The following is a 23,554-nucleotide window of genomic DNA, read 5'->3' on the forward strand; positions in this document are numbered from 1 at the left end:
CTGATGGTCGCCAGCCAGGCGACCAGAAACAGCACCAGGCTGGCGTATTCGGACTTTCCCGGCCGGGACGAGCGGAACAGGCGGTGCATCAGAGAATTCTCCGGAAGACAGGATCGGGCCTGGCAGGGGCGGGGGGGAGGGTGCGCAACATCAGGTCGTCACGCAGGGACTTTCCCAGGGGCCAGGGGCCGAAGCCCGAGGCGACGTTGATGTGCCCGGCCCGGCCGAGGTCGACGAGGCCGGCGCCCCATGCGTGGGCCAGGGCGCGGGTACGGTCCAGGGTCATCCAGGGGTCGTTCCGACTGCCGACCACGAAGGCGGGGACGTCGAGCGTCCGTTCGGGAATGGGGCCGAAGTGGCCGACGCGGTCATTGCCGCGGGTTTCGGCAGGGGCGACCAGCAGGGCTGCGCGCACCTTTGCCTGCGGCCAGCGGACCAGCAGGCGGGCAATCAGCACCGCGCCCAGCGAATGACCGACGAGAACGCTGCCGGGATGAATCAGCACCATCGCGGCCAGTTCCGCCTCCCAGACCACCGGGTTGGGGCGGCCCGGGTCTGACAGGTCCACCGTCAGCGCGCGGGGGTCGGTCGCGGCCAACCAGTGCTGCCAGTGCGGCGCGGGCGAGCCGTCGAGGCCGGGAACGATCAGCGTCTTGGTCATGGCGGTGGCCCTTCCTGTCCGGGGCTGTCCGGGGCGGGCCTGGATGCAGGGAATACTCTATCAGGAACGTCGTGATTGAGGATTCCAAAGACCGGCCCGGAAAGGGAAGGACGTTCTCCTGCGGCTCAGCGGTTGCGGGTGTCGACCGGATAGGCGGTGGTGAACTTCATCCGCTCCATGGCAAAGTGCGAAGTGACGTTCTTGATCGGCACCGCATCGGTGAGCGCCTTGTAGAGCGCGTCGAAGGCCGCCATGTCCAGCACGGCGACGTGCAGCAGATAGTCCATGTCGCCGGCCATGCGGTAGACTTCCATGATGGCGGGCTGGGCGGTCACTGCCTTGGCAAATGCCTCGCGCCAGTCGGCAGTATGGTCGGGGGCCTCGATGCCGACGAAGACGGTCAAGCCGAAGCCAAGCCTTGCCGGGTCGGCCAGGGCGACGCGACCGGTGAGGATGCCCGAGGCTTCCAGCTTCTGGATGCGCTTCCAGCAGGGGGTCTGCGACAGCCCGACCTTGTCGGCGATCTGGGCGACCGGAAGCGTTGCGTCGCGCATCAGTTCGGCCACGATCTTACGGTCGATCAGGTCCATCCCGGACATGGCGTTCTCCGTGTTCTACGCCCGAAGACCCAGGCGCGTGGCAAGCATGACAGAAATGTTCTTTTTGTCTACCGTTCTTATCGTATATTATGTGCGCTCCTGACAACAAAGCACGCAGGGCGGCGGTTTTCCGACAATCCCGACATTGATTCCCGTGGTTCCGATGATTAGGCTCGCTCAATGATCACGCAGAAGATGAAGTACGCTCTCAAGGCGCTTCTGGCCCTTGCCGACGAGGCGGCCAAGGGTCAGCCCGAACCGCTGACAATCGAAGAGATCGCTCGCCGGTCGGGCACGCCGAAGCGGTTCCTCGAACACATCCTGCTCGAAGTGCGCAACGCCGGCGTGATCGCGTCGATCCGGGGGCGGTCCGGAGGGTATGTCCTGATCAAGAAGCCGTCCGAGATCTCGATCTCGGAACTCTTGCGCACCATCGACGGGCCGATCGCACCCTTGCCCTGCCTGTCGCGGCGCGCCTACCAGCGCTGCGAGGACTGCACCGACGAGGCGACCTGCCGCATCCGCAAGGTCTTTGCCGAGGTGTTCTGGTCGTATCTGGTGATCATCGATTCGCTTACTCTGGAAGACATGTTGCGGTCGCATCCCGCGACGGCCCAGATTATCAGCGCATAAGCCACTGAGTTTCCGAAGTTTCGCCAGATTGCGTCCGGGCCAGAGGCCGGGGCGGAACGGAGAATTCAATTCTATAATCACGACTGATTTTAGCGATAATATTCCATTGCAATAATCGACCAAGTCTGTCGATATTATGGTGAAGCACTGCCAACCCAGGCTGATCGAAGCCATCAGAACGCAGAGGATCACGATCATGGCGCAGCTCTCCCTCATCCCTGGCCGCGAGTTTCCGGCCGCAACGGCCAACCCCCTTTCCATGGATCCGGACTGGTCGCTGCCTTCGGGAACTGCCTGCTGCGCGGTCGTCGTTCTGTCGGGTCTCGGCTGGGCAGCGGTTCTGCTGACGGTGGCGCTATGAATGCCGCCCCGCTGTCGCAGACCTTTGCCGTGCGCCTGGTCGATCGCCGCACCGGCAAGACCCACCGCATCAACGGCAGCCCGTTGACGCTGTTCACCCGCGCCCCGGAGGAGGCCGCCCGCGAGTTGCTGCAGAACCGCGATGCCGCGGTCTGGGAGGCCCGGGTCGAACCGCTTGGCTCGGGGGGCCGCGCATGACCCCCCGCTTCGATACCCCGCTCACCATCCTGGGCGTGATGCCCTTCCTGCGCCGCGCCGCAAGCGCCGGGCGCCCCATTTCCAAGGAGATTGACGTGCTGACCACCATCCAAGTTGCGGGCGACGTCACCGCCCAGGGCCTTCGGGTCGCCGAACTGACCGATGGCCGGGTGACCATCGAGACCGGCCGCGAACGGCTGACCGGCTGGCCGGTGCCGCGGACCCTGCGTGCCGCCCTTGCCGGCGCCGCGCTGGCGCTGATGGGGTTTGTCGGCGCCCCCGCCCCGGTGCAGGCCGAAAGCCTGCTGAACGTCAGCTATGACCCCACGCGCGAACTGTACCGCGAGCTCAACGAAGTGTTCAGCGCCTGGTGGGTGGCCCAAGGCAATGAAGCCCCCACGATCGAGGTCAGTCATGGCGGGTCCGGAAGCCAGGCGCGGGCGGTGATCGACGGGTTGGAGGCGCAGGTGGTGACCCTTGCCCTTGCCTCGGACATCGACAAGATCGCCGAGGCCGGCAAGTTGCCCCCGGACTGGCAGTCCAGGCTGCCGCACAACTCCTCGCCCTATACCTCGACCATCGTCTTCCTGGTGCGCGAGGGCAACCCCAAGGGCCTGAAGGACTGGGGCGACCTCGTCGCGGACGGGGTGGAAGTGATCACCCCGAATCCCAAGACCAGTGGCGGTGCGCGGTGGAATTACCTGGCCGCCTGGGCCTGGGCCGAGAAGAACGGCCAAGACCCGAAGGAGTTCGTGGGCAAGCTGTTCAGGAACGTACCGGTGCTGGATTCGGGCGCCCGCGGCTCGACCACCACCTTCGCGCAACGTGGCATCGGCGATGTGCTGCTGGCCTGGGAGAACGAGGCCTATCTGGCGCTGAAGGAACTGGGCGAGGATCAGTTCGACATCGTGGTGCCGTCGGTCAGCGTGCTGGCCGAGCCGCCGGTGGCGCTGGTCGAAGGCAACATCAAGACCGACGACAGCCGCAAGCTGGCCGAGGCCTACCTGAACTTTCTCTACTCGCCCGAAGGCCAGGCCCTGGCCTACAAGCACTTCTACCGCGCCTGGGATCCTTCGGCTGCCAACCCCGAGGACGTGGCGCGCTTCCCGCAGCTTGACCTGGTCGGCATCGACGCCTTCGGCGGCTGGGCCAAGGTGCAGCCCGAACACTTTGGCGATGGCGGTATCTTCGATCAGATCTACGTGCCGAAATAAGGCCGGCTGAAGAGAGGCAGAGCATGGGCAAGCCGCTGATCCACCGATCCCCCATCCCGGGCCTTGGCCTCAGCATGGGGATCACCCTGACGATGCTGTCCCTGATCGTCCTTCTGCCGATCGGCGCCCTTCTCCTGAAGGGCGCCTCTTACGGCATCGAGGGCATCTGGCAGACGGTGAACCGCGAACGCGTCTGGGCGGCGCTGTTCCTGTCGTTCCGGCTATCGCTGTTCGCGGCGCTGTTCAATCTGGTCTTCGGCCTTCTGCTGGCCTGGGTGCTGGTGCGCTACCGCTTTCCCGGTCGCCGCATCCTGGATGCCGCCGTGGACCTGCCATTCGCCCTGCCGACCGCGGTGGCCGGCATCGCGCTGACCGCGCTGTATGCGCCGAACGGTGTCTTCGGGGCGCTGGCAAGGGATCTGGGTTGGAAGATCGCCTATACCCAATGGGGCATCTTCATCGCCCTGGTCTTCGTCGGCCTGCCCTTCGTCACCCGCACCGTGCAGCCGGTCATCGAAGAGATCGAGCGCGAGGTCGAGGAGGCCTCGGCCACCCTGGGCGCCAGCCGCGCCTACACGCTGCGCCACGTCATCCTGCCGATGTTGACGCCCGCCGCACTGACCGGCTTCGCGCTGGCACTGGCGCGGGCCGTGGGTGAATACGGCAGCGTCATCTTCATCGCCGGGAACATCCCGCTGGTGACCGAGATCGCCCCCCTGCTGATCGTCATCCAGCTGGAGGAGTTCAACTACGATGCCGCCGCCGCCATCGGCATCGCCATGCTGCTGATCAGTTTCGCGATGCTCCTGGCGATCAACCTGATCCAGGTCTGGAGCCGGAGGAGGATCGGCCATGTCTGACATCCCCGCCCCCCGCTTCCGCGCCGCGACCGAGGAAGCCCCTGCTGTCCGCTGGACGCTGATCTGCCTCGCCGTCCTTGGCCTTGCGGTCCTGGTCTTCGCCCCGCTGATCGCCGTCTTCGCCGAGGCGCTGGCGCGCGGCTCGGCCGCCGCCGTGGCCAGTCTGGCCAACCGCGACGCCCAGGCCGCGATCCGGCTGACGCTGACCATCGCGGCGATCTCGGTGCCGCTGAACGCCGCCTTCGGCATCGCCGCAGCCTGGTTCATCACCAAGTTCGACTTCCGCGGCAAGGCCTTCCTGATCACCCTGATCGACCTGCCGTTCTCGGTCTCGCCGGTGGTGGCGGGGCTGTGCATCGTGCTGATGTTCGGCGCCAATTCGCTGATCGGCGGCTGGCTGGTGGCGCAGGGCTGGCCCATCGTCTTTGCCCTGCCCGGCATCGTGCTGGCCACCATGTTCGTCACCTTTCCCTTCGTCGCGCGCGAACTGATCCCGGTGATGATCGAACAGGGCAGGGCCGAGGAAGAGGCCGCCCTGACCCTGGGCGCCAGCGGCTGGCGCGTCTTCCGCACCGTGACGCTGCCCAACATCCGCTGGGCACTGCTTTACGGCGTCCTGCTGTGCAACGCCCGCGCCATGGGCGAGTTCGGCGCCGTCGCGGTGGTGTCCGGCAAGATCCGCGGCCAGACCGCCACCATGCCGATCACCATCGAGATGCTCTACAACGAATACCTTTCCGTCGCGGCCTTCAGCCTGGCCGCCCTTCTTGCCCTTCTTGCCCTTGTCACCCTTGCGCTGAAGACCGCGCTGGAGATCCGCAATGCCGATGCCCTGGCCGCAAGCCACCGTCCCTAGGAGACTGCCCATGCTGATCGAGATCGACGAGATATCGAAGGCCTTCGGCACCACCGCGGCGCTGAACCCGGTGTCGCTGACCATCCCCTCGGGGGCGCTGGTGGCGCTGCTGGGGCCCTCGGGCTCGGGCAAGACCACGCTTCTGCGCATCCTCGGCGGCCTGGAATACCCCACTTCGGGCCGCGTGCTGTTCGACGGCGCCGACGCCACCGGCCTGACCGTGCAGGAGCGCCGCGCCGGCTTCGTGTTCCAGTCCTACGCGCTGTTCCGGCACATGACGGTCTTCGAGAACATCGCCTATGGCCTGCGCGCCCGACCCCGCGCGGTACGCCCGCCACGGGCCGAGATCGCCCGCCGGGTCTCCAGGCTGCTGGAGCTGATCCAGTTGCCCGGCATTGGCGCCCGCTATCCCAGCCAGCTTTCCGGCGGCCAGCGACAGCGCGTCGCCCTGGCCCGCGCCCTGGCGATCGAGCCGCGCATGCTGCTGCTGGACGAACCCTTCGGCGCGCTGGACGCCAAAGTCCGCAAGGAGCTTCGCCAGGGCTTGCGCGACATCCACGACAGCACCGGCCTGACCACCGTCTTCGTCACCCATGATCAGGACGAAGCCATGGAACTGGCCGACCTTGTCGTCGTCATGTCCATGGGCCGCATCGAGCAGATCGGCAAACCCCACGACATCCGCGCCCGCCCCGCGTCCGACTTCGTCCGCACCTTCATCACCGCCTGAAAGACCGCCGTGCCGGCTGCAAGGCCCGCACTCCGACCACTGCGGCCCACAACCCCGCTTGTGCCGCCCCGACTGGTCGGCCGCCATACCGCAGGCGGGGTCCGGGTTGGAGAACGACCTACTCTTGGCGGGCACAAATGGGAAAGCCCGTTCCATTGGCCCTGCAGAGCATTTTCGGTAACCAGTAGACATGGACCAAGCGGTGGCCAGATCTGTCGACCCAGCATCGGGGGCCCTTGCGCCCGAACCCGCACCTTTGGGCCTGGATGGCGTGGCCGAGCGGCTGCGGCTGATCCGCATCGTCTCGCAGCAGCGCCGCTATCATGGCCGACCCACGCCGCGGCTGCCGTCGAAGGCCGAGATCATCGGGCTTCTGAACGATGTCGAGGGGCTGCTCTACCCACGCCATTTCGGCCCGCCGGGCCTGACCCCGGACGAGACCGAGGCTCATGTGCTGTAGATGCTGGGGTCGGTCCGCCAGCGGCTGACGCAGCAGATCGAGCTGGAGTGGCGGCTGGACGACCGCAAGATTTCGGAAACGGGCCCGAGTTCGGCGCGTCAGGCTGCCGAAGCCTTCATTGAAAGCCTGGTCCGCGTGCGCGACCTGCACGATACCGACATCGCCGCAGCTTATGCCGGCGACCCTTCGGCGAAGAGCCTGGACGAGATCGTGTTCTGCTTCCCCGGCGTCGCAGCGATCCTGCGCCATCGCATTGCGCACGAGTTGTATCGGCTGGGTGCCGTGATCATTGCCCGGGTGATGGCCGAATACGCGCACGAGCGGACGGCCATCGACATCCACCCTGGCGCCCGCATCGGCCCCTCGTTCTTCATCGACCACGGCACCGGCGTGGTGATCGGTGAAACCGCGGTCGTCGGCCGCAACGTGCGGCTGTATCAGCAGGTCCTGCTCGGCGCCAAACGCTTCGAGGCCGATGAGACCGGTGCCCTGGTCAAGGGCCAGCCGCGCCACCCGGTGGTCGAGGACGACGTGGTGATCTACGCCGGCGCCGCGATCCTGGGCCGCATCACCATTGGCCAAGGGTCGGTCATCGGCGGCGGCGTCTGGCTGACCGAGGGCACCGCGCCGGGCACCATCGTCACCCAGGCCAAGCCACATCTCTCGGTTGTTGCGCCTGCGCGGCCGTAATCGGCGCGGCGAACGGCGGAAGTTTCTTCTCTTTGTGCCGGTGGCGAAGCCCATGATCTGCTCTGTGGGTCCCCGGCTTTGGAATGGTGTCCGGAAATCCGGGACCGCAGAGTGTCCATCAACGACCAACTGAGTCGTGTAAAATCGGGCCACGGCCCGCAAGATGTTGATGGAGAAAAGAATGTCCCGCCTCGCCGGTTTCGCCACCGCCTTTGTCGCGCTGGCTGCCACGCCCCTTCTGGCCCAGCCGGAAGAGATTACCGTTGCCTATTTCCTGGAATGGCCGCTGCCCTTCGAGGCTGCCAAGGTGGACGGCTCCTTCGAGCGGGACCTGGGCGTCAAGGTGAACTGGCGCGCCTTCGATACCGGCGTTGCCATGTCGGCCGCGGCCGCCTCGGGCGATGTGCAGGTCCTGATCAGCCAGGGCGTGCCACCCTTCGTCACTGCCACCTCGGCCGGGCAGGACCTCAAGGCGATCGACATCGCCGTGAGCTATTCCGAGAACGACAACTGCGTCGTTCGTAAGGACCTGGAAATCACCAAGGACAACGTGGCCGAACTGGAGGGCAAGAAGGTGGGCGTGCCGCTGGGCACCGCGGCGCACTACGGGTTCCTCAAGCAGCTTGAATACTTCAAGATCGACGTGTCGAAGCTGCAGGTGGTGGACCTGACCCCGCCGGATGCCGCTGCCGCCATCGCCCAGGGCAATATCGATGTGTTCTGCGGCTGGGGCGGATCGCTGGCCCGGGCGAAGGACTACGGCAATGTGTTGCTGACCGGGGCCGAGAAGGAAGCCGCCGGCATCTTCGTCTTCGACGTGATCTCGGCACCGGGCGCCTTCGCCGCGGAGAACCCTGATCTGGTGGCGAAATTCCTCAAGGTGATCAACGATCAGAACAACGCCTACGCCGCGGCGCCTGACGGCTTTGTCCCGATCCTGGCCAAGGATTCCGGCCTGGACGAGGATGGCACCAAGGCGCAGCTTGCCGGCTTCGCCCTGCCGACGATCGAGGAAAAGCTGTCGGACAAATGGCTGGGCGGCGGGCTGCAGGCCTATCTCAAGGGTGTGGCCGACTTCTTCGTCTCGACCGGCAATATTCCCTCGGCGCTCGACAGCTATGACGGGGTCGTGGACTCCTCCTACCTCGAGGCCGTCTCGAAGCTGTGACCGTCGTTGCCGGCGAACGGGGCGGCGCGGGTTCTCCTCCCCGCGCCGCCCTTCCCAATTGAAGGAACCGCGCCATGACGCCCCTCACCCTCGACGCCGTGTCGATGGAATTCGCCAATCCCAAGGAGAGCGCCACGCAGGCGCTGTCCGACATCTCGCTGTCGATCCCCGAGGGCGAGCTGGTCTCGATCCTGGGCCCCTCGGGCTGTGGCAAGACCACGCTTCTGAACATCCTGGCCGGGTTCCTGCGGCCGACCGGCGGGGCGGTTACCCTGGGCGGACAGCCGATCCGCGGGCCGGGGCCTGACCGGGGCATGGTGTTCCAGCAAGGGGCGCTGTTCGAATGGATGAGCGTGCGCAAGAACGTGGATTTCGGGCCGCGGATGCGCGCCATCGGCCGCTCCGATCGCAACCGGGTGACCGACCGGCTGCTGGAGCAGACCGGGTTGCAGGGCTTTGCCGAGAAGCCGGTCTATGCGCTGTCGGGCGGGATGCAGCAGCGGGTGGCGCTGGCGCGCTGCCTGGCGGGCGACCCGCAGGTCGTGCTGATGGACGAACCGCTGGGTGCGCTGGACGCGCTGACCCGCGAAAAGATGCAGGGCCTGGTGCTGAAGCTGTGGAAGGAAACCGGCAAGACGGTGATCCTGATCACCCATTCGGTCGAGGAGGCGCTGCTGCTGGGCGAGCGCCTGATCGTCATGGCGCCGCGCCCCGGCCGGCTGTACCGCGAATACCGGCTGCCCTTTGCCGAGGCCGGTGTCGACGCCGACCTGCGCGCGATCAAGGCCCGCCCCGACTTTGCCGCTCACCGCGATGAGATCCTGTCGCTGATCTGGGGCATGGAGGAGGAAATCATGGGCCGCTCCGGGGTGGCCGCATGACCGTGCTTTTGGCCTACGTGGCGCTGTTCTTCCTGGCCTGGAGTCTGACCTTGCTGGCCGGGCGCAAGACCCCGCGCCTTACCTTCGGCGACGCATCGTCGGTGCGGCCGTCGCGCCTGGCCTCGGTCTTGTCGGTCGGGATGCTGTTCCTGATCTGGGGCGCCTTCACCGGATCGACGCTGGTGCCTTTGCATGTGCCGGGCCCCTTCGTGGGCGACACGTCCTTCTCCTACACGGCCGAGGATGGCCGCGGTGGAACCGGGCAGGCAACGGTGACGGTCCGCGTCCACCGCCCCGGCGAACGCCCCGACAAGCCCGATGCCACCGGCGGCAGCGGTATCGCCCGCGACGACTCCGAGGTGACGCCCGCCTGGCGCAGCGCGCTGGTCAAGCCCGCCACGAACGATGCACCGGGCGCGTTCGTGACCGCCATCGACGGCCATCCGGTGCGTCCCGGCCAGGCGGTGCAGGTGGCGGACGGCGACGCCGTGCTGACGCCCAAGGGCTCGATCAGCTTCACGCCGGATGCTGGCTGGCAGATGGAGCCGATCTGGCTGCCGTCGCCCGAGGCCGTGGCCGCGCGGCTGGTCGAGATCGCCCGCGACGGCTACCAGAACCATTCCCTTTGGGAACACCTGGGCTATTCGCTGTGGCGGGTGCTGGCGGGGCTGGTGCTGGGCACGCTGGTGGGCGTGCCCCTGGGTTATGCCATGGGCCTGTCCGGCTGGATCCGGGGCTGGTTCGACCCGATCGTCGAGTTCATGCGGCCGGTGCCGCCGCTGGCGCTGATCCCGCTGGTGATCATCTGGTTCGGCATCTGGGAAAGCGGCAAGATCGTGCTGCTGTTCCTCGCGGCGCTGTGGATCATGGTGATCGCCGCGCGCAACGGGATCACCGGGGTGCGGCTGTCCAAGGTCCACGCGGCCTATTCGCTGGGCGCCTCGCGCGGGCAGGTGTTGCGGCACGTCATCATCCCCAACTCGCTGCCCGAAATCTTCACCGGGCTGCGCGTGGCGCTTGGGGTCTGCTGGGGCACCGTGGTGGCGGCCGAACTGGTGGCGGCCGAGAAGGGGGCCGGGATGATGATCCTGGTCGCCTCCAAGTTCCAGCTGACCGACATCGTGGTCATGGGCATCCTGCTGATCGGCTTCATCGGCTACGGCATCGACATCCTGATGCGGCTGGCCGAGCGCCGGCTGGTGCCCTGGCGTGGCAAGGGCTGAACCCGTCACGCCCGGCCCAGCGGCCGACCGTAGTAAAGGGCGGCCACATGGGTCGCCTTGGCGAAGAAAAGCCAGCGCGAAGGATCGCTCCGGCCAGGTGGAAACCATGCTCATGGACCTGGAGACCGACGCCTCGCCCGCAGCGTTGGATTCGGTCTTCCGGGCGCTGCATACACTGAAGGGCGGGGGGGCGATGTCCGGCTTCCCGGCGCTTTCGGCCTTTGCCCACCATTTCGAGGATGCCTTCGACCTGGTGCGCGAAGGCAGGATCGGCGTCTCCCGCGCTTCTGGACGCGGCGCTGATCGGGCGCGACCATATGATTGCCCTGCGGGATGCGGGCGGGGATGAGACCGCGAAGGCCGCACTTCAGGCCTGGCCCGAGGTGGATGTGATCCTCGCCGACTTGCGCGCTGCGGTCGACCAGGCCCCAGCCGCGCCGCCCGTGGCAGAGGCGACCCGGGAGGTGCGGTTCCGTCCCTCGGCCACCACTTGCGCCACGGTGGACTGGGCTTGCCCGGAAGATGTGGAGAGCACCAACTGAGGAATCGGGAGGTGTTCGATGGGACACGGGAACAGACCGACGCCGGAGTTTCGGCGTGAAGCGGATCGGCTGGCGCTGGCCAGCGGCAGGACGCGGCGGGAGATCGCGGAGGATCTGGACATCGGGTTGTCAACGCTCACGCGGTGGCTCGGGCAGGAACGGGATGCCAGTGCGCCGAGTGAGGTCCCGGTCGATCTGCATGCCGAACTGAAGCGTCTGCGGCGTGAGAATGCGGTGCTGAAGCAGGAGCGCGACATCCCAAGAAAAGCCGCCGCCTTCTTCGCGAAAGAGCGACGTCGATGACCTTCGGCTTCATCGACGCGGAGAAGGCTTGCTTTCCGATCACCCGGATGTGCCGTGTTCTGGGCGTCAGCCAGAGCGGCTTCTTCTTCGCCTGGCAGGACCGCCCGGCCAGTCGCCGCCAACAGCAGGACATGGTCTATCTGGCGCATATCCGCACCGCCTTCGCGCTGTCGAACGGGACCTATCGCAGTCCCCGGATGCACCGCGATCTCGTCGACGAGGGCCATGAGATCGGGCGGCATCGCACGGCGCGGCTGATGCGAGAGAACCAGCTGATCGCGCGGCAAGAGCGGCGCTTCAAGCGCACGACGGACAGCGCACATGCCTGGCCCGTCGCCCCCAACCTCGTGGCACAGGACTTCACGGCGGAAGGCCCGGACAGGAAACGGGGAGCGGACATCTCCTATGTCTGGACGGCGGAAGGCTGGCTCTACCTCGCCGTCGTTCTGGACCTCTTCTCCCGGCCCTCGCCATGGGCCTCGGACCGATGGCGGCAGCATGGCTCGACGTCGGCTGGGCCACGAGTGACCGATTGAAGCGCGACCTGGCGGTCAAAGCCCTGCGCTGTGCTCTGATAGCTCGCAACCCCGCGCCGTGATTGGTTCATCATTCCGACCGTGGGTCGCAATACTGCTCTGTCGACGATCAGGCGCTGCTGCGCAAACGGGACATCCTGATCTCGATGAGCGGGCGAGGGAACTGCAATGATAACTCGATGCTGGAAACGTTCTTCAAAACCATCAAGTCGGAGCTGATCTGGCCGGACGCCCGGCAATCCCGCCAGCAGGCCGAAAACGCCGTCGCCAGATACATCGACGGGTTCTGCAACCCGGTCAGGCGGCATTCATCGCCCGGCTTCCAGAGCCCCATCGCCTTCGAGCGAAAGGCCCGGGAAGTGAGCTAAACGCTCTCTGCAAGAGTCGGGCAAATCCAGCTTGCAGTTGGTCGAGCCGATGGTCGAGCGGCTGGACGGTGCGCCGGTCGGCGTGCGTCGCCGCTGGTCGGATGCATTCAAGGAGCGGGCGGTCCGCGGAGTGCTGGAACCCGGTGTCGGCGGTTCGGCTTTGGCCCGCCGCCCGGGGATTCCTCCGCCGCAGCCGATCGGCTGGCGCCAGGCCTTTCTCGACAAGCAGGGCGAGGATGCTCCCGTGGTGGCGGAACCGAACCCGGCATCGGAACGTTGAGACGCAAGGGCAAGGACGGTTTCTCGGGCACTGCCATGACTCGAAAGGAATTCAGATGGATTGGGATCAGATCGAGGTCCGGTGGTATGCGATGGCGCGCCGCGTGCGCACCGATTTGCGCGCTGAGATGCCGCCGGGCAAGGCCGCGCAAAGGCAGCCGGGGTTTCTGCAGGTGCCACACGCCGCAAGGTCCGAGGTGATCGGTGCGGAACAGCAAGGGACTGCGCGGGTTGAGCTGCGCGGCGCGACGCCGGACAAGTGACGCCCGAAACATCCAGGCCGCGCAACGCTGGGATCTGGCCCCGGGCATGGGCAGGACGTGCAAGGTCCTCTGCCCTCTGGCAGGACCTGAGGCCAATTCGCGCCGACCTTTTCGGTCCCGAGCGGCTGCAACATCACGCCCAGTCGCTGGCCGCCGCGCAGACCGTCCTGAGGGGCGTGCGGCCGCGGGTGATCCGGCTGAGCGAGCGGACCCGTGAGAATGCCGATGTCCTGCTGCATGCCTACCGGATCTGCGCGCAGGCCCTGCAGCAGGGGCAAGGCCTTTCTCCGGCAGCGGATTGGCTGCTGGACAATTTCCACCTGGTCGAACAGCAGTTGCGCCAGATCCACGACGATCTGCCGCCGGGCTACTACCGCCAGTTGCCGAAACTGGCCGAGGGGCCGTTTGCCGGCTATCCGCGCGTGTTCGGCCTGGCCTGGGCCTATGTCGCGCATACCGACAGCCTGATTTCCGGCCCGGTCCTGGCGGGCTATGTCGCCGCCTATCAGCTGGTGCAGCCGCTGATGATCGGCGAGATCTGGGCCGTTGCCATCACCCTGCGGATCGTGCTGGTCGAGAACATGCGCCGGCTGGCCGAGCAGATCGTCGAGGGCCACGCGCTGCGCCTGCAGGCCGACGCGATCGTCGATGCGGTGCTGGCCGAAGGCCCGCTTGGCGGCCAGGCGCAGCGGCTGGCCCTGCAAACCGCCGTGGCGGCGCATGAGTCCGGGCCGCTGCCCGAGATCCTGGCGGCGCAGATCGCCAAGCGGCTGCGCGGGTTCGATCCGGCGCAGACACCGCTGTTCGACTGGCTGGAAGACCGGTTGCAGCACGAGGGGACTTCGGTCGAGGCGGTGATCGCCAGTGCCCAGCAGCGGCTGGGGGCGTCGAACGTCACCATGCGCAACATCGTCACCTCGATGCGGCTGGTCTCCGAGATGGACTGGGCCGACTTCTTCGAAGAGGTCAGCCTGATCGACGCGCAGCTGCGCGATGATCCGACCTATGCCGCGATGGATTTCGCCACCCGCAACCGATACCGGACAGAGATCGAGATTCTGGCGCGCCGGTCCGACCTGACGGAAACCGCCGTCACCGAAGTCTGCCTCGGGCTGGCCCGGCAAGGCGGCGATGCGCCAGCCCGCGATCCGGGGCACTGGCTGATCGGCGAGGGGCGGGCGGACCTGGAGGCTCGGATCGGCTTTCGCCCGACGCTGCGCCTGCGCCAGCAACGCGGGGTGGGGCGGCTTGGCCTGTCGGGCTATCTGGCCACCATCCTTGTGGTCTCGGGCGCGCTGCTGGTGTTGTGCCTGGTCCTGGCGGCCGAGGCCGGGGCAGGGGCCCTGGCCCTGGCGGTTCTGGCGATCACAGGGGCGGCGCTGGCCGCCGAAGCCGGCAGCGCCATCGTGAACACCACCGTCACCCGCTCGGTCCCGCCCAAGCCGCTGCCGGGGCTGGACCTGGCGCAGGGTATCCCGGCGCAAATGCGCACGCTGGTGGCAGTTCCGGTGCTGCTGCACGACACGGCGGAACTGCTGGCCCAGATCGAACAGCTTGAGGTGCATCACCTGTCCAGCACCGGCGGCGCGGTACATTATGCGCTGCTGTCCGACGCCGTGGATGCGTCCACCGAGACCACCCCGCAGGACGCCGGCCTGATCGCCACTGCGCTGCAGGCGGTGGCGCGGCTGAACGCGCTTTACCCGTCAGAAGACGGCGCGCGATTCTTCTTCCTGCACCGGCGCCGGCTGTGGAACCCTTCGGAAGGCGTCTGGATGGGGTGGGAGCGCAAGCGCGGCAAACTGACCGAGTTGAACCGGCTCTTGCGCGGCGCCACCGACACCAGCTTTGACACCATCAGCGGGCCACTGCCGCAGGACATCCGCTATGTCATCACGCTGGATGCCGACACGCGGCTGTTGCGCGGCACCGTGCGGCAGATGGTCGGCAAGATGGCGCATCCGCTGAACCGGCCGCGGTTCGATGCGGCCCTGGGCCGGGTGACCGGCGGCTACGGCGTGCTGCAACCGCGCGTCACCGCCGCCCTGCCGACCACCGGCGAAGGCTCGGTCTACCAGCGCATCTTTTCCAGCCAGGGCGGGATCGAGCCCTATGCGGCCGCCAGTTCCGACGTCTATCAGGACCTGTTCGGCGAGGGCACCTTCACCGGCAAGGGCATCTACGACCTCGATGCCTTCGAGGCGGCGCTGGCGGGCCGCGTGCCCGAGAATGCGCTGCTCAGCCACGACCTGTTCGAAGGCACCTTTGCCCGCGCCGCGCTGGCCTCGGACATCGAGGTGGTCGAGGATTTCCCCGCCCGGCATGACGTGGACCTGCGCCGCCAGCACCGCTGGGCGCGGGGCGACTGGCAGTTGCTGCCCTGGCTGTCGGGTGCGCGGCAGGCCGGGCGCGACGGCATCCCGGCCATCGGCCGCTGGAAGATGCTCGACAACCTGCGCCGGTCGCTCTTGGCGCCGCTGGCGATGCTGACGCTGTTTGCCGGCTGGCTGATGCCGCCGGCCGTGGCCACGCTGTGGACCGCGGTGATGCTGGTCCTGCTGGCGCTGCCGCGGCTGTTGCCGCTGCCCTTCGGCATCGTGCCCGCCCGCGCCGGGGTGACCCTGCGCAGCCACTTTGCCGCCCTGGGGGCCGAGACGCGCACCGCACTGGGCCAGATCGGCCTGTCGCTGATCCTGCTGGCCGATACCGCCGCCACCATGCTGGATGCCGTCTTGCGCACCGCCTGGCGGCTGCGGATCTCGCACAGCCGGTTGCTGGAATGGGTCACCGCGGCACGCTCGGGCGGCGGGGCGCTGCCCTCGCTGCCGGTCCAGTATCGCCGGAGGATGCCAGGGGTCGCCCTGGGCCTGGGTCTTGTCGGGCTGGCCTGGGCGATGAACCCGGCCAACGCGGGCCTGCTGTTGCCTTTCGGCCTGATCTGGCTCTTGGCGCCCGCCGTGGCCCTGGCGATCAGTCGGCCAAGGGCGGCACGCCTGACCGAGGCCCTGACGCCCGATCAGGCGCGCGACCTGCGCCGGATCGGGCGCCGCACCTGGCGGTATTTCGAGACCTTCGTCACCGCGGACGAAAACTTCCTGCCGCCCGACAACTTTCAGGAAACCCCAAGGCCCGCCGTCGCCGCCCGCACTTCACCCACCAACATCGGGCTTTACCTGCTGTCCACGGTGGCGGCCCGCGACATGGGCTGGATCGGCCAGACCGCCGCGCTGACCCGGCTGAAGGACACGCTGCAGACCGTCCAGCGGATGCCGCGCCATCGCGGGCACCTCTACAACTGGCACGACACCCGCGACCTGCGGGTGCTGGACCCGGCCTATGTCTCGTCGGTGGACAGCGGCAATCTGGCGGGCTGCCTGATCGCCGTGGCCCAGGCCTGCCGCGACTGGGGCCGGACGCCGGTGCCCGAGGCGACCCGCCGTCAGGCCCTGAGCGATGCCATCGACCTGGCCCGTGCCGCCGGGGCCGGCGACGTCGCGCCGGACAACCTGGCCGAGGCCCAGGCCGCCGCAGCCGACCCTGACGCCGCCTATTGGATCGAGGCGATCCGCACCTGTCTTGAGGGCCTGCCCGAGGCAGAGGTCGAAGCCGCCGATCACGCCATGCTGGCCGAGGTCGAGACCCTGGCGCGGGGCCTGGCGACCGAGATGGACTTTGCCTTCCTGCTGGAGCCGGACAAGAAGCTCTTGTCGATCGGCTTTTCGCTGGCCACCAACCGGCTGGACGACAACTGCTATGACCTGCTGGCGTCCGAGGCGCGTCTGGCCAGCCTGTTCGCCATCGCCAAGGGCGACGTGCCGACCCGGCACTGGTTCCGGCTGGGCCGCGCGGCCACGCCCATCGGCGCGGGCTCGGCGCTGATCTCGTGGTCGGGCAGCATGTTCGAATACCTGATGCCGCTTCTGGTGCTGCAGGCGCCGACGGGTTCGATGCTGGAACAGACCAACCGGCTGATCGTCGCCCGCCAGCAGGCCCATGGCGCCGCCTTGGGCCTGCCCTGGGGCATTTCGGAAAGCGCCTACAACGCCCGCGACCTGGAGATGACCTACCAGTATTCCAATTTCGGCGTGCCGGGGCTGGGGCTGAAGCGGGGCCTCAGCGCGAACCGGGTGATCGCACCCTATGCTACCGGCCTTGCCGCGATGGTCGATCCGGTGGCGGCGGTGCGCAACTATGCCCGGCTGGCCGAACTGGGGGCCGAGGGGCGCTATGGCTTCTACGAGGCGGTGGATTTCACCCCCGCGCGGCTGCAGGACAAGGACGGTTTCGCCATCGTCCGCAGCTACATGGCGCATCACCAGGGCATGACCATCACGGCCATCGCCAACGTCCTGCAGGACGGCCGGTTGCGCGACCGCTTCCATGCCGAGCCGATGATCCAGGGCGTCGAGTTGCTGCTGCAGGAACGGGTGCCGCGGGACGTCGCCACCGCCCCGCCGCGGGCGCGCGAAGTGCTGGTCGCCCCGACGGAATCCGCCGCTCTGCCGGCGGTCCGCAGCTTCGAGGCGCCGGCCGAAGCGGCGCCAACGGCGCACCTGCTGTCGAACGGCAGCTACGGCGTGATGCTGACGCCCACCGGCGAGGGTTTCAGCCGCTGGCGCGACCTGGCCATCACCCGCTGGCGGGCCGAGCCGACCGCAGCCGCCCCCGGCGCCTTCATCTTCCTGCGCGACACCCAGTCTGGCCGGCTCTGGTCCTGCGGGCTGCAGCCGACCGGGGCCGATGCCGGCCGCCACCGCGCCGTGTTCTGCGAACACCATGCGGCCTTCGGCCACCACGGAAACCGGCTGGACACCCTCACCGAAATTGTCGTTTCGGCCGAGGACGATGCCGAGGCGCGGCGGGTGACGCTGACCAACACCGGCCGCCGGGCGCGCGAGGTCGAGCTGACGTCCTACGCCGAGCTGGTGCTGGCCCCGCAGGCGGCCGATCTGGCGCATCCGGCGTTTTCCAAGATGTTCGTCGTCACCGCCTATCTGCCCGAGCTGGGGGTGGTCATCGCCACCCGTCGCCGCCGGTCACCCGGCGACCCCGAGGTCTGGGCCGCGCATATCGCGGTGGTCGAGGGCGCCGAGACCGCCCCGATCCAGATCGAGACCGACCGCGCCCGCTTCATCGGCCGCGGCCGCAGCATCGCCGCGCCGGCAATGGCCGAGGCGCCGCTGTCGGGCACCACCGGCACCGTGCTGGACCCGATCTTTTCGATCCGCCGCCGGGTCAGCATCCCGGCCGGCGGGGTGGCGCGGGTGACGTTCTGGACCATGGCGGCGGATTCGCCCCAGGCGCTTTTGGACCTGGTCGACCGCCACCGCGACACGTCGGCCTTCGACCGGGCCGAGACCCTGGCCTGGACCCAGGCGCAGGTGCAGTTGCGCCACCTGGGCATCAGCCCGACCGACGCAGCGGATTTCCAGGCTTTGGGCGGGATGGTTCTGCGGTCTGACCGGCGGCTGCGCACCTCGGACGGCCAGATCGTCGGCGGGGCCGCGCCGCAATCGGCGCTTTGGGCGCTGGGGATTTCCGGCGATCTGCCCATCGTCCTGGTGCTGATCGACGACGATGCCGACATCGCGGTGCTGCACCAGGCCTTAAGCGCACAGGAATACTGGGGGATGCGGCAGCTTGCAGTCGATCTGGTCATTCTGAACGACCGTTCGTCTTCCTACGTGCAAGACCTGCAGACTGCCATCGAGACCGCGGTTCGCACCGCCCGGACGCGCCCGCGGGCTGACGACCAGCACCAGGCCGCGGAAGGCAAGGCTCACATCCTGCGCGCCGATCTGTTGAATTCGGGCGCCCGGGCGCAGCTGCTGTCGGTCGCACGCGTGGTGCTGGTGGCCAGCCGGGGCAGCATCGGCCAGCAACTGGAAATCCCCGCGCCGCCGCTTGCCGGCCCGGCGGACCCGGCCCGGTTTCCGTCGGTCCCGGCCCCCGCGCCCGCCCTTCCGGACCTTGAGTTCTTCAACGGCACCGGAGGCTTTGCCGACAACGGGCGCGAATACGTTACCGTCCTGCGCGATGGCCGCAGCACTCCGGCGCCCTGGATCAACGTGATCGCCAACCCCGGCTTCGGCTTTCAGGTCTCGGCCGAGGGCAGCGGGCACGTCTGGGCCGAGAACAGCCGCGAGAACCAGTTGACGCCCTGGTCGAACGATCCGGTGACCGATCCGCCGGGCGAGGCGATCTACCTGCATGACTTGGAGACCGACCGCATCTGGACCCCGACCGCGCTGCCGATCCGCGGGCAGGGGGTCTATGTCGCCCGCCACGGCTTTGGCTATTCGGTGTTCGAGCATGCGGCCAACGACATCGCCGCCCGGATGGAGCAGTTCGTGCCGATGGACGCCCCGGTCAAGATCACCCGGCTGACGCTGCGCAACACCGGCACCACCACCCGCCGGCTGTCGGTCACCGGCTATGCCGAATGGGTGCTGGGCACCTCGCGCGCGGCCACGGCGCCCTTTGTCGTCACCGCGCTGGATGCCGCCACCGGGGCGATCCTGGCGCGCAACACTTACAGCACCGCCTTTCCGGGACGGGTGGCCTTTGCCGACATGGGGGCCGCGACCGCCAGCCTGACCGCCGACCGGGCCCAGGTCATCGGGCCGGGCGGCACGCTTGCGGCCCCGGCGGGCATTCGCCGCGCGCCGCTGTCAGGCCGCGTCGGACCGGCGCTGGACCCCTGCGCCGCCCTGCAGCGCCGGCTGACCCTGCGGCCCGGCGAGACGGCCGAAGTGGTCTTCCTGCTGGGCCAGGCCGACAGCGAGGCCGCAGCCAGCGCGCTGGTGCAGCGGTTCCGCGACGCCGACCTGGACGCCACCCTGGCCGAGGTCCGGCAGTTCTGGGCCGGGCAGCTTGGTGCGGTGCAGGTCACCTCGCCCGACCGGGCGATGGACATCCTGCTGAACGGCTGGCTTCTGTATCAGACGCTGGCCTGCCGCATCTGGGCGCGGGCGGGGTTCTATCAGGCCAGCGGCGCCTATGGCTTTCGCGACCAGTTGCAGGACGGGATGGCGCTGACCTTCGGCACGCCCGAGATGACGCGCGCCCACCTGCTGCGGGCCGCCGCGCGGCAGTTCCCCGAAGGCGACGTGCAGCACTGGTGGCTGCCGCATTCGGGCCAGGGCGTGCGCACAAGGATCTCGGATGACCATGTCTGGCTGGGCTTCGGCGTGGCGCAGTATGTGGCGGTGTCGGGCGATGCGGGCATCCTGGATGAGCCTTTGCCGTTCCTGCAAGGCCCGGCGCTGGCGCCCGGCGCGCATGACGATTTCTTTCAGCCCGCGGTCTCGGACAGCTCGGCCAGCCTGTTCGAGCATTGCGCCCGCGGCCTGGACCGCGCCATCGAACTGACCGGCGAGAACGGCCTGCCGCTGATCGGCACCGGCGACTGGAACGACGGCATGAACCGGGTGGGCGAGGCCGGCCGCGGCACCAGCACCTGGCTGGGCTGGCTGCTGATCGCCACGCTGGACCGCATGGCGCCGCTGGCCGACAGTCGCGACCCGGCCCGCGCGGCGCTCTGGCGGGCGCATGCGCAGGCGCTGCGCGCGGCGATCGAGGCAGAGGCCTGGGACGGCGCCTGGTATCGCCGCGGCACCTTCGACGACGGCACCTGGCTGGGCGCGGCCGCGTCGCAGGAATGCCGGATCGACAGCATCGCGCAATCCTGGGCGGTGCTGTCGGGCGCCGCCGACCCGGCGCGGGCGCGGCGTGCCATGGCGTCGATGACCGAACACCTGGTCCGCCCCGACCCCGGCCTTGCGCTGCTGTTCACCCCGCCCTTCGACGAAACCCCGCTGGACCCCGGCTATATCAAGGGCTACCCGCCCGGCCTGCGCGAGAACGGCGGGCAGTACAGCCATGCTGCGATGTGGGCGGTGCTGGCGCAGGCCCGGCTGGGCAATGGCGATGCGGCGGGCGCCTTGTTCGCGCTGCTGAACCCGATCAACCACGCGCTGACCTCGCGGGACGCCGAACGCTACAAGGTGGAACCCTATGTCATCGCCGCCGACGTCTATTCGGTGGCGCCGCATGAAGGCCGCGGCGGCTGGACCTGGTATACCGGCTCGGCCGGGTGGATGTATCGCGCCGGGATCGAGGGCCTCTTGGGCCTGACCCGCGCCGGGACCGAGCTGAAGCTGAACCCCTGTTTCCCCAGGGCCTGGCCAAGGCTGGACGCGACGGTGACGCTTGGCCAGAGCCGGCTGTCGATCAGCATCCTCAATCCGAATGGCAGCGGCCAGGGCATCGCAGCGGGGCATCTGAACGGCGAAGAACTGGCAACGGGAAGCTGGGGCGTGACCATACCGTTGCAGGACGGACCCCAGACGGTGACCATCGAACTGGGATAAGGCCAAGAATGGCGGCGTGCCGTTGCGGACAACCCGGCACGCCGCTGCCGGCTTTTCAGGTCGCACCCAGACAACACCCTCGCGCGGCTGGCAAGCAGCTGTGCCGCGCAGGCCTGGACGGCGCGCCCGGACCGGGCGCGGTCCTTGCCCCTGGCGCGGCACGCGCGACGCGGGGCGCGCGCGCGCGGGGGGGGGCGAGGGGGCGCGGTGTCCCGAAGCCAGCGTTCGGCGGCCGTTGCATCGGGTTCCGGTCAAAGAAGCCGGGCCGTGACTTTCGCAGGTTAGTGCAGCGCCACGGCGGACAGGCCACAATGGGCCGCAGGCGATAGCGGGGGCTGCGCCCTTGGCTTGGCCTGACCTGTTCAGAGAAAGGCTTGCGCGATGCTGACCAACATTCTGATCATTATCCTTGTCCTCATGCTGATCGGCGCCTTGCCGCGCTGGCCGCACAGTGCCTCTTGGGGCTACCTGCCCAGCGGCGCCGTCGGGATGGTGCTGCTGATCCTGCTGGTCATGCTGCTGACTGGTCGGCTGTAGCCGCCGGTCTGGGGGGCGGGTCACCGGGTCGTCCGAGGTCCGGGTTCCCCAGCCAGACACCTGCCCCGACGCTGCCCCCCGAAGCTGCCCCGCTGCCGGCACGACCGCCGGCAGCGTTGGCTTTCGCCCCATGCTGAACCCCATGCTGAAGTGGCACAGGCGAGCCCCTTGCTGACGCGGGCAAGGGCCTGCGCCAGACCGGTGGCGATGCCGTCGCTGGTCTTCAGGCGAAGGCCTCGACGCCGCGGAAACACTTGTCCGGGTCGGGCATCGGGCTCTCGCCCTTCGACAAGCCCAGCCGGCCCAGCAGGTCAGACCGCGCCCGGCTGACCCGGCTTTTCACGGTGCCGACGGCCAGTGCGGTGGACTGCGCGGCCTCATGGTAGGAATAGCCATGGGCGCCGACCAGGGTCAGCACCTGCCGGTGTTCGGCGGACAGCCGGGCGAAGGCGGCGTGAAACTCGCGCATCGCCAGCACGCCATCGTGGGCGGGCATCACCATCAGCCGGGCCGCGAGCAGGCCATCGGGGTCGGGGACCTCGCGCCGGGTCTTGCGCAGGTCCGAATAATGGGCGTTGCGCAAGATGGTGAACAGCCAGCCGCGCAGGTTGGTGCCGGGCTGGAAGCTGTCGATATGGGTCCAGGCCTTGATCACCGCATCCTGCACCAGATCGGCGGCGCGGTCGGGGTTTCGGGTCAGGCTCAGGGCGAAGGCGCGGAGCGCGGGCAGGTGGTCGGTGATCTGGTCGCGGGGCGGGCTAAGCGTCTGGTCCATCCTTGCTGTCCTTTTCGACGGGATGCACTTGGCGCAACCTGCAAACGGCCCGGGACTGCGGTCCCGAAGGCTGCGCGAAAGCTGCAACAGGGTCTGTGTCAGTGTCTTCAGGCAGATTCCGTCCGCTCTCGCAGGGGGGGGAGGAACTCGAGAGCGGACGGCCTAAGAACCGGAACGTTTGAAATCCCGGTCCGGTTCCGGCATCACAAGAACATCCTGCCATCGCGAACCGAGTCGCATGCTGATCTGTGATAGGGTCGGCGGATTTCTTCGCATCGGGCCGCGACTGACGGTAGGCGAACGGCTGTTCGGCAAGCGATCCGGGCAGCGACCTTGCCCGGAACACGCCGGCGAAAGCCGACGGCTTCCGGGCAGCGCGGCCCCTTGCGACGGTTGCTCCTGCGGTGACAGCCCTAGCGGCGGCGGACCGAGTTTCCGCCGTCGATGATCTTGTTGATCACCTCGGCCACCGCCTGGTGCGTCGCGTCCGAATGGCCCGAGGGGGCGTTGGTGTGGGTGGCGGCGGCATCTTTCAGGATGCCCACGATCTCGCGCTCGGGCAGGACGTTGCGGTCGTTCAGGGCCAGCAAGAGCGACTCGCAGATGGTAAGCGCGGCAATTCCGGCGATATCTGGCAGCGCGGTCATCGGATTTCGACTTTCCAGGGAAATTCTGTCATGATGGGCGCGCGCAGGCTGCAACCTGCGACTTCTGTCCCATCTTTGCAGGAAATCGCGACGGCGGGCTGATCTGGATCAGCATCGGCGCGCTTCGTCTTGCAGAAGGTGGGAAAAGGGTGGGCGGCAGGTTGCGGGCCCGCTCCCGAAGGGGTGTGCGATGCCAGAGCAAGATGACGTGCTGTCGATCCTGGACAGTCCGTTCGCGCGCAAGCTGTCGGCCTTCGTTCGGCTGTCGCCCGGCGACCTGGCGGTGATGTCGGACGTCTATCGCCGCCGCCGCAGCTTTGCGGTGGGTGTCGACATGATCCACCAGGGCCAGACCGACCAAAGCGCCTATGTGCTGGCCTCGGGCTGGGCCTGTTCCTA

22 protein-coding genes and 2 pseudogenes are annotated in these 23,554 nt (G+C 68.2%); 20 read left to right on the forward strand and 4 right to left on the reverse strand.

Features of this window, described 5'->3' with window-relative positions; genetic code table 11:
* Positions 1 to 88: 88 nt before the first annotated feature.
* Entirely contained in the window at positions 89 to 661 is a 573-nt protein-coding gene (locus LHP98_RS17715; RefSeq protein ID WP_227253894.1) for an RBBP9/YdeN family alpha/beta hydrolase, read from the reverse strand.
* Between the two features lie 125 nt (positions 662 to 786).
* Positions 787 to 1,260, reverse strand: coding sequence for an Lrp/AsnC family transcriptional regulator (locus tag LHP98_RS17720; RefSeq protein ID WP_227253895.1), 474 nt, complete (start codon positions 1,258 to 1,260; stop codon positions 787 to 789).
* 180 nt (positions 1,261 to 1,440) lie between these two features.
* Here LHP98_RS17720 and LHP98_RS17725 point away from each other — a divergent pair, with 180 nt between their 5' ends.
* The 19 genes and pseudogenes from LHP98_RS17725 to LHP98_RS17815 all read left to right on the forward strand — a co-directional run bounded on the left by LHP98_RS17725 (position 1,441) and on the right by LHP98_RS17815 (position 21,733).
* Complete coding sequence (locus LHP98_RS17725) at positions 1,441 to 1,893, forward strand: Rrf2 family transcriptional regulator (protein ID WP_227253896.1); 453 nt, start codon at positions 1,441 to 1,443, stop codon at positions 1,891 to 1,893.
* Between the two features lie 196 nt (positions 1,894 to 2,089).
* Positions 2,090 to 2,254 carry a hypothetical protein gene (locus LHP98_RS17730; protein ID WP_227253897.1) on the forward strand — a complete coding sequence of 55 codons (165 nt, stop codon included), beginning with the start codon at positions 2,090 to 2,092 and terminating at the stop codon, positions 2,252 to 2,254.
* Positions 2,251 to 2,451, forward strand: a complete 201-nt coding sequence (locus LHP98_RS17735; RefSeq protein WP_227253898.1) for a hypothetical protein — start codon at positions 2,251 to 2,253, stop codon at positions 2,449 to 2,451. The genes LHP98_RS17730 and LHP98_RS17735 overlap by 4 nt, the downstream gene beginning before the upstream one ends.
* 260 nt (positions 2,452 to 2,711) lie before the next feature.
* Positions 2,712 to 3,665: a sulfate ABC transporter substrate-binding protein gene (locus tag LHP98_RS17740; RefSeq protein WP_227253913.1), complete on the forward strand. Its 954-nt coding sequence runs from the start codon at positions 2,712 to 2,714 to the stop codon at positions 3,663 to 3,665.
* 23 nt (positions 3,666 to 3,688) lie between these two features.
* Positions 3,689 to 4,525, forward strand: a complete 837-nt coding sequence (gene cysT, locus LHP98_RS17745; protein WP_227253899.1) for a sulfate ABC transporter permease subunit CysT — start codon at positions 3,689 to 3,691, stop codon at positions 4,523 to 4,525.
* Complete coding sequence (gene cysW, locus LHP98_RS17750; protein WP_227253900.1) at positions 4,518 to 5,381, forward strand: sulfate ABC transporter permease subunit CysW; 864 nt, start codon at positions 4,518 to 4,520, stop codon at positions 5,379 to 5,381. Before cysT ends, cysW begins: the two co-directional genes overlap by 8 nt.
* A 10-nt stretch (positions 5,382 to 5,391) precedes the next feature.
* Positions 5,392 to 6,111 (forward strand): sulfate/molybdate ABC transporter ATP-binding protein, encoded by a 720-nt coding sequence (locus tag LHP98_RS17755; protein WP_227253901.1) that lies wholly within the window; start codon positions 5,392 to 5,394, stop codon positions 6,109 to 6,111.
* Positions 6,112 to 6,313: 202 nt separating this feature from the next.
* Positions 6,314 to 6,571, forward strand: coding sequence for a hypothetical protein (locus LHP98_RS17760; protein WP_227253902.1), 258 nt, complete (start codon positions 6,314 to 6,316; stop codon positions 6,569 to 6,571).
* Positions 6,572 to 7,261, forward strand: a complete 690-nt coding sequence (locus LHP98_RS17765) for a serine O-acetyltransferase (protein ID WP_227253903.1) — start codon at positions 6,572 to 6,574, stop codon at positions 7,259 to 7,261. It abuts the gene before it with no gap.
* Positions 7,262 to 7,442: 181 nt separating this feature from the next.
* Positions 7,443 to 8,429 carry an ABC transporter substrate-binding protein gene (locus LHP98_RS17770; RefSeq protein WP_227253904.1) on the forward strand — a complete coding sequence of 329 codons (987 nt, stop codon included), beginning with the start codon at positions 7,443 to 7,445 and terminating at the stop codon, positions 8,427 to 8,429.
* A 74-nt stretch (positions 8,430 to 8,503) separates the two neighbouring features.
* Positions 8,504 to 9,310 carry an ABC transporter ATP-binding protein gene (locus LHP98_RS17775; RefSeq protein ID WP_227253905.1) on the forward strand — a complete coding sequence of 269 codons (807 nt, stop codon included), beginning with the start codon at positions 8,504 to 8,506 and terminating at the stop codon, positions 9,308 to 9,310.
* Complete coding sequence (locus LHP98_RS17780) at positions 9,307 to 10,533, forward strand: ABC transporter permease subunit (protein ID WP_227253906.1); 1,227 nt, start codon at positions 9,307 to 9,309, stop codon at positions 10,531 to 10,533. Before LHP98_RS17775 ends, LHP98_RS17780 begins: the two co-directional genes overlap by 4 nt.
* A gap of 112 nt (positions 10,534 to 10,645) precedes the next feature.
* Positions 10,646 to 10,882 carry an Hpt domain-containing protein gene (locus LHP98_RS19720; protein ID WP_227253914.1) on the forward strand — a complete coding sequence of 79 codons (237 nt, stop codon included), beginning with the start codon at positions 10,646 to 10,648 and terminating at the stop codon, positions 10,880 to 10,882.
* Positions 10,773 to 11,075 carry a hypothetical protein gene (locus LHP98_RS17790; RefSeq protein ID WP_227253915.1) on the forward strand — a complete coding sequence of 101 codons (303 nt, stop codon included), beginning with the start codon at positions 10,773 to 10,775 and terminating at the stop codon, positions 11,073 to 11,075. The genes LHP98_RS19720 and LHP98_RS17790 overlap by 110 nt, the downstream gene beginning before the upstream one ends.
* Positions 11,076 to 11,093: 18 nt before the next feature.
* A pseudogene (locus tag LHP98_RS17795) lies at positions 11,094 to 12,282 on the forward strand (IS3 family transposase).
* A gap of 49 nt (positions 12,283 to 12,331) precedes the next feature.
* Positions 12,332 to 12,562 carry a transposase gene (locus tag LHP98_RS17800; protein WP_227253907.1) on the forward strand — a complete coding sequence of 77 codons (231 nt, stop codon included), beginning with the start codon at positions 12,332 to 12,334 and terminating at the stop codon, positions 12,560 to 12,562.
* A gap of 55 nt (positions 12,563 to 12,617) precedes the next feature.
* Positions 12,618 to 12,824: a hypothetical protein gene (locus LHP98_RS17805; protein ID WP_227253908.1), complete on the forward strand. Its 207-nt coding sequence runs from the start codon at positions 12,618 to 12,620 to the stop codon at positions 12,822 to 12,824.
* Between the two features lie 176 nt (positions 12,825 to 13,000).
* Positions 13,001 to 21,196, forward strand: coding sequence for a GH36-type glycosyl hydrolase domain-containing protein (locus LHP98_RS17810; protein ID WP_227253909.1), 8,196 nt, complete (start codon positions 13,001 to 13,003; stop codon positions 21,194 to 21,196).
* Positions 21,197 to 21,580: 384 nt separating this feature from the next.
* The gene (locus LHP98_RS17815) at positions 21,581 to 21,733 is read left to right on the forward strand and encodes a DUF3309 family protein (protein WP_413687725.1); all 153 of its coding nucleotides are present in this window, start codon (positions 21,581 to 21,583) and stop codon (positions 21,731 to 21,733) included.
* A gap of 223 nt (positions 21,734 to 21,956) precedes the next feature.
* Here LHP98_RS17815 and LHP98_RS17820 read toward each other — a convergent pair whose 3' ends face one another.
* Both LHP98_RS17820 and LHP98_RS17825 read right to left on the reverse strand, forming a co-directional pair.
* Positions 21,957 to 22,508: a sigma-70 family RNA polymerase sigma factor gene (locus LHP98_RS17820; protein WP_227253911.1), complete on the reverse strand. Its 552-nt coding sequence runs from the start codon at positions 22,506 to 22,508 to the stop codon at positions 21,957 to 21,959.
* A 413-nt stretch (positions 22,509 to 22,921) separates the two neighbouring features.
* A complete protein-coding gene (locus LHP98_RS17825; protein ID WP_227253912.1) occupies positions 22,922 to 23,155 on the reverse strand; it encodes a hypothetical protein in 234 nt (77 codons plus the stop codon).
* A 190-nt stretch (positions 23,156 to 23,345) separates the two neighbouring features.
* On the opposite strand from LHP98_RS17825, the pseudogene LHP98_RS17830 reads away from it, so the two are divergent.
* A pseudogene (locus LHP98_RS17830) lies at positions 23,346 to 23,554 on the forward strand (Crp/Fnr family transcriptional regulator); the annotation flags it as partial.

Source organism: Rhodobacter sp. Har01, assembly GCF_020564565.1.
Taxonomy (GTDB): Bacteria; Pseudomonadota; Alphaproteobacteria; order Rhodobacterales; family Rhodobacteraceae; genus Pseudogemmobacter.

Coding starts and splice junctions, on each gene's coding strand:
- LHP98_RS17720 (WP_227253895.1), bottom strand. CDS start 1,260: ATGTCCGGGATGGACCTGATCGACCGTAAGATCGTGGCCGAACTGATG.
- LHP98_RS19720 (WP_227253914.1), top strand. CDS start 10,646: ATGGACCTGGAGACCGACGCCTCGCCCGCAGCGTTGGATTCGGTCTTC.
- LHP98_RS17800 (WP_227253907.1), top strand. CDS start 12,332: ATGGTCGAGCGGCTGGACGGTGCGCCGGTCGGCGTGCGTCGCCGCTGG.
- cysT (WP_227253899.1), top strand. CDS start 3,689: ATGGGCAAGCCGCTGATCCACCGATCCCCCATCCCGGGCCTTGGCCTC.
- LHP98_RS17770 (WP_227253904.1), top strand. CDS start 7,443: ATGTCCCGCCTCGCCGGTTTCGCCACCGCCTTTGTCGCGCTGGCTGCC.
- LHP98_RS17820 (WP_227253911.1), bottom strand. CDS start 22,508: ATGGACCAGACGCTTAGCCCGCCCCGCGACCAGATCACCGACCACCTG.
- LHP98_RS17725 (WP_227253896.1), top strand. CDS start 1,441: ATGATCACGCAGAAGATGAAGTACGCTCTCAAGGCGCTTCTGGCCCTT.
- LHP98_RS17730 (WP_227253897.1), top strand. CDS start 2,090: ATGGCGCAGCTCTCCCTCATCCCTGGCCGCGAGTTTCCGGCCGCAACG.
- LHP98_RS17735 (WP_227253898.1), top strand. CDS start 2,251: ATGAATGCCGCCCCGCTGTCGCAGACCTTTGCCGTGCGCCTGGTCGAT.
- LHP98_RS17775 (WP_227253905.1), top strand. CDS start 8,504: ATGACGCCCCTCACCCTCGACGCCGTGTCGATGGAATTCGCCAATCCC.
- LHP98_RS17740 (WP_227253913.1), top strand. CDS start 2,712: ATGGGGTTTGTCGGCGCCCCCGCCCCGGTGCAGGCCGAAAGCCTGCTG.
- LHP98_RS17780 (WP_227253906.1), top strand. CDS start 9,307: ATGACCGTGCTTTTGGCCTACGTGGCGCTGTTCTTCCTGGCCTGGAGT.
- LHP98_RS17805 (WP_227253908.1), top strand. CDS start 12,618: ATGGATTGGGATCAGATCGAGGTCCGGTGGTATGCGATGGCGCGCCGC.
- cysW (WP_227253900.1), top strand. CDS start 4,518: ATGTCTGACATCCCCGCCCCCCGCTTCCGCGCCGCGACCGAGGAAGCC.
- LHP98_RS17825 (WP_227253912.1), bottom strand. CDS start 23,155: ATGACCGCGCTGCCAGATATCGCCGGAATTGCCGCGCTTACCATCTGC.
- LHP98_RS17765 (WP_227253903.1), top strand. CDS start 6,572: ATGCTGGGGTCGGTCCGCCAGCGGCTGACGCAGCAGATCGAGCTGGAG.
- LHP98_RS17715 (WP_227253894.1), bottom strand. CDS start 661: ATGACCAAGACGCTGATCGTTCCCGGCCTCGACGGCTCGCCCGCGCCG.
- LHP98_RS17755 (WP_227253901.1), top strand. CDS start 5,392: ATGCTGATCGAGATCGACGAGATATCGAAGGCCTTCGGCACCACCGCG.
- LHP98_RS17790 (WP_227253915.1), top strand. CDS start 10,773: ATGCCTTCGACCTGGTGCGCGAAGGCAGGATCGGCGTCTCCCGCGCTT.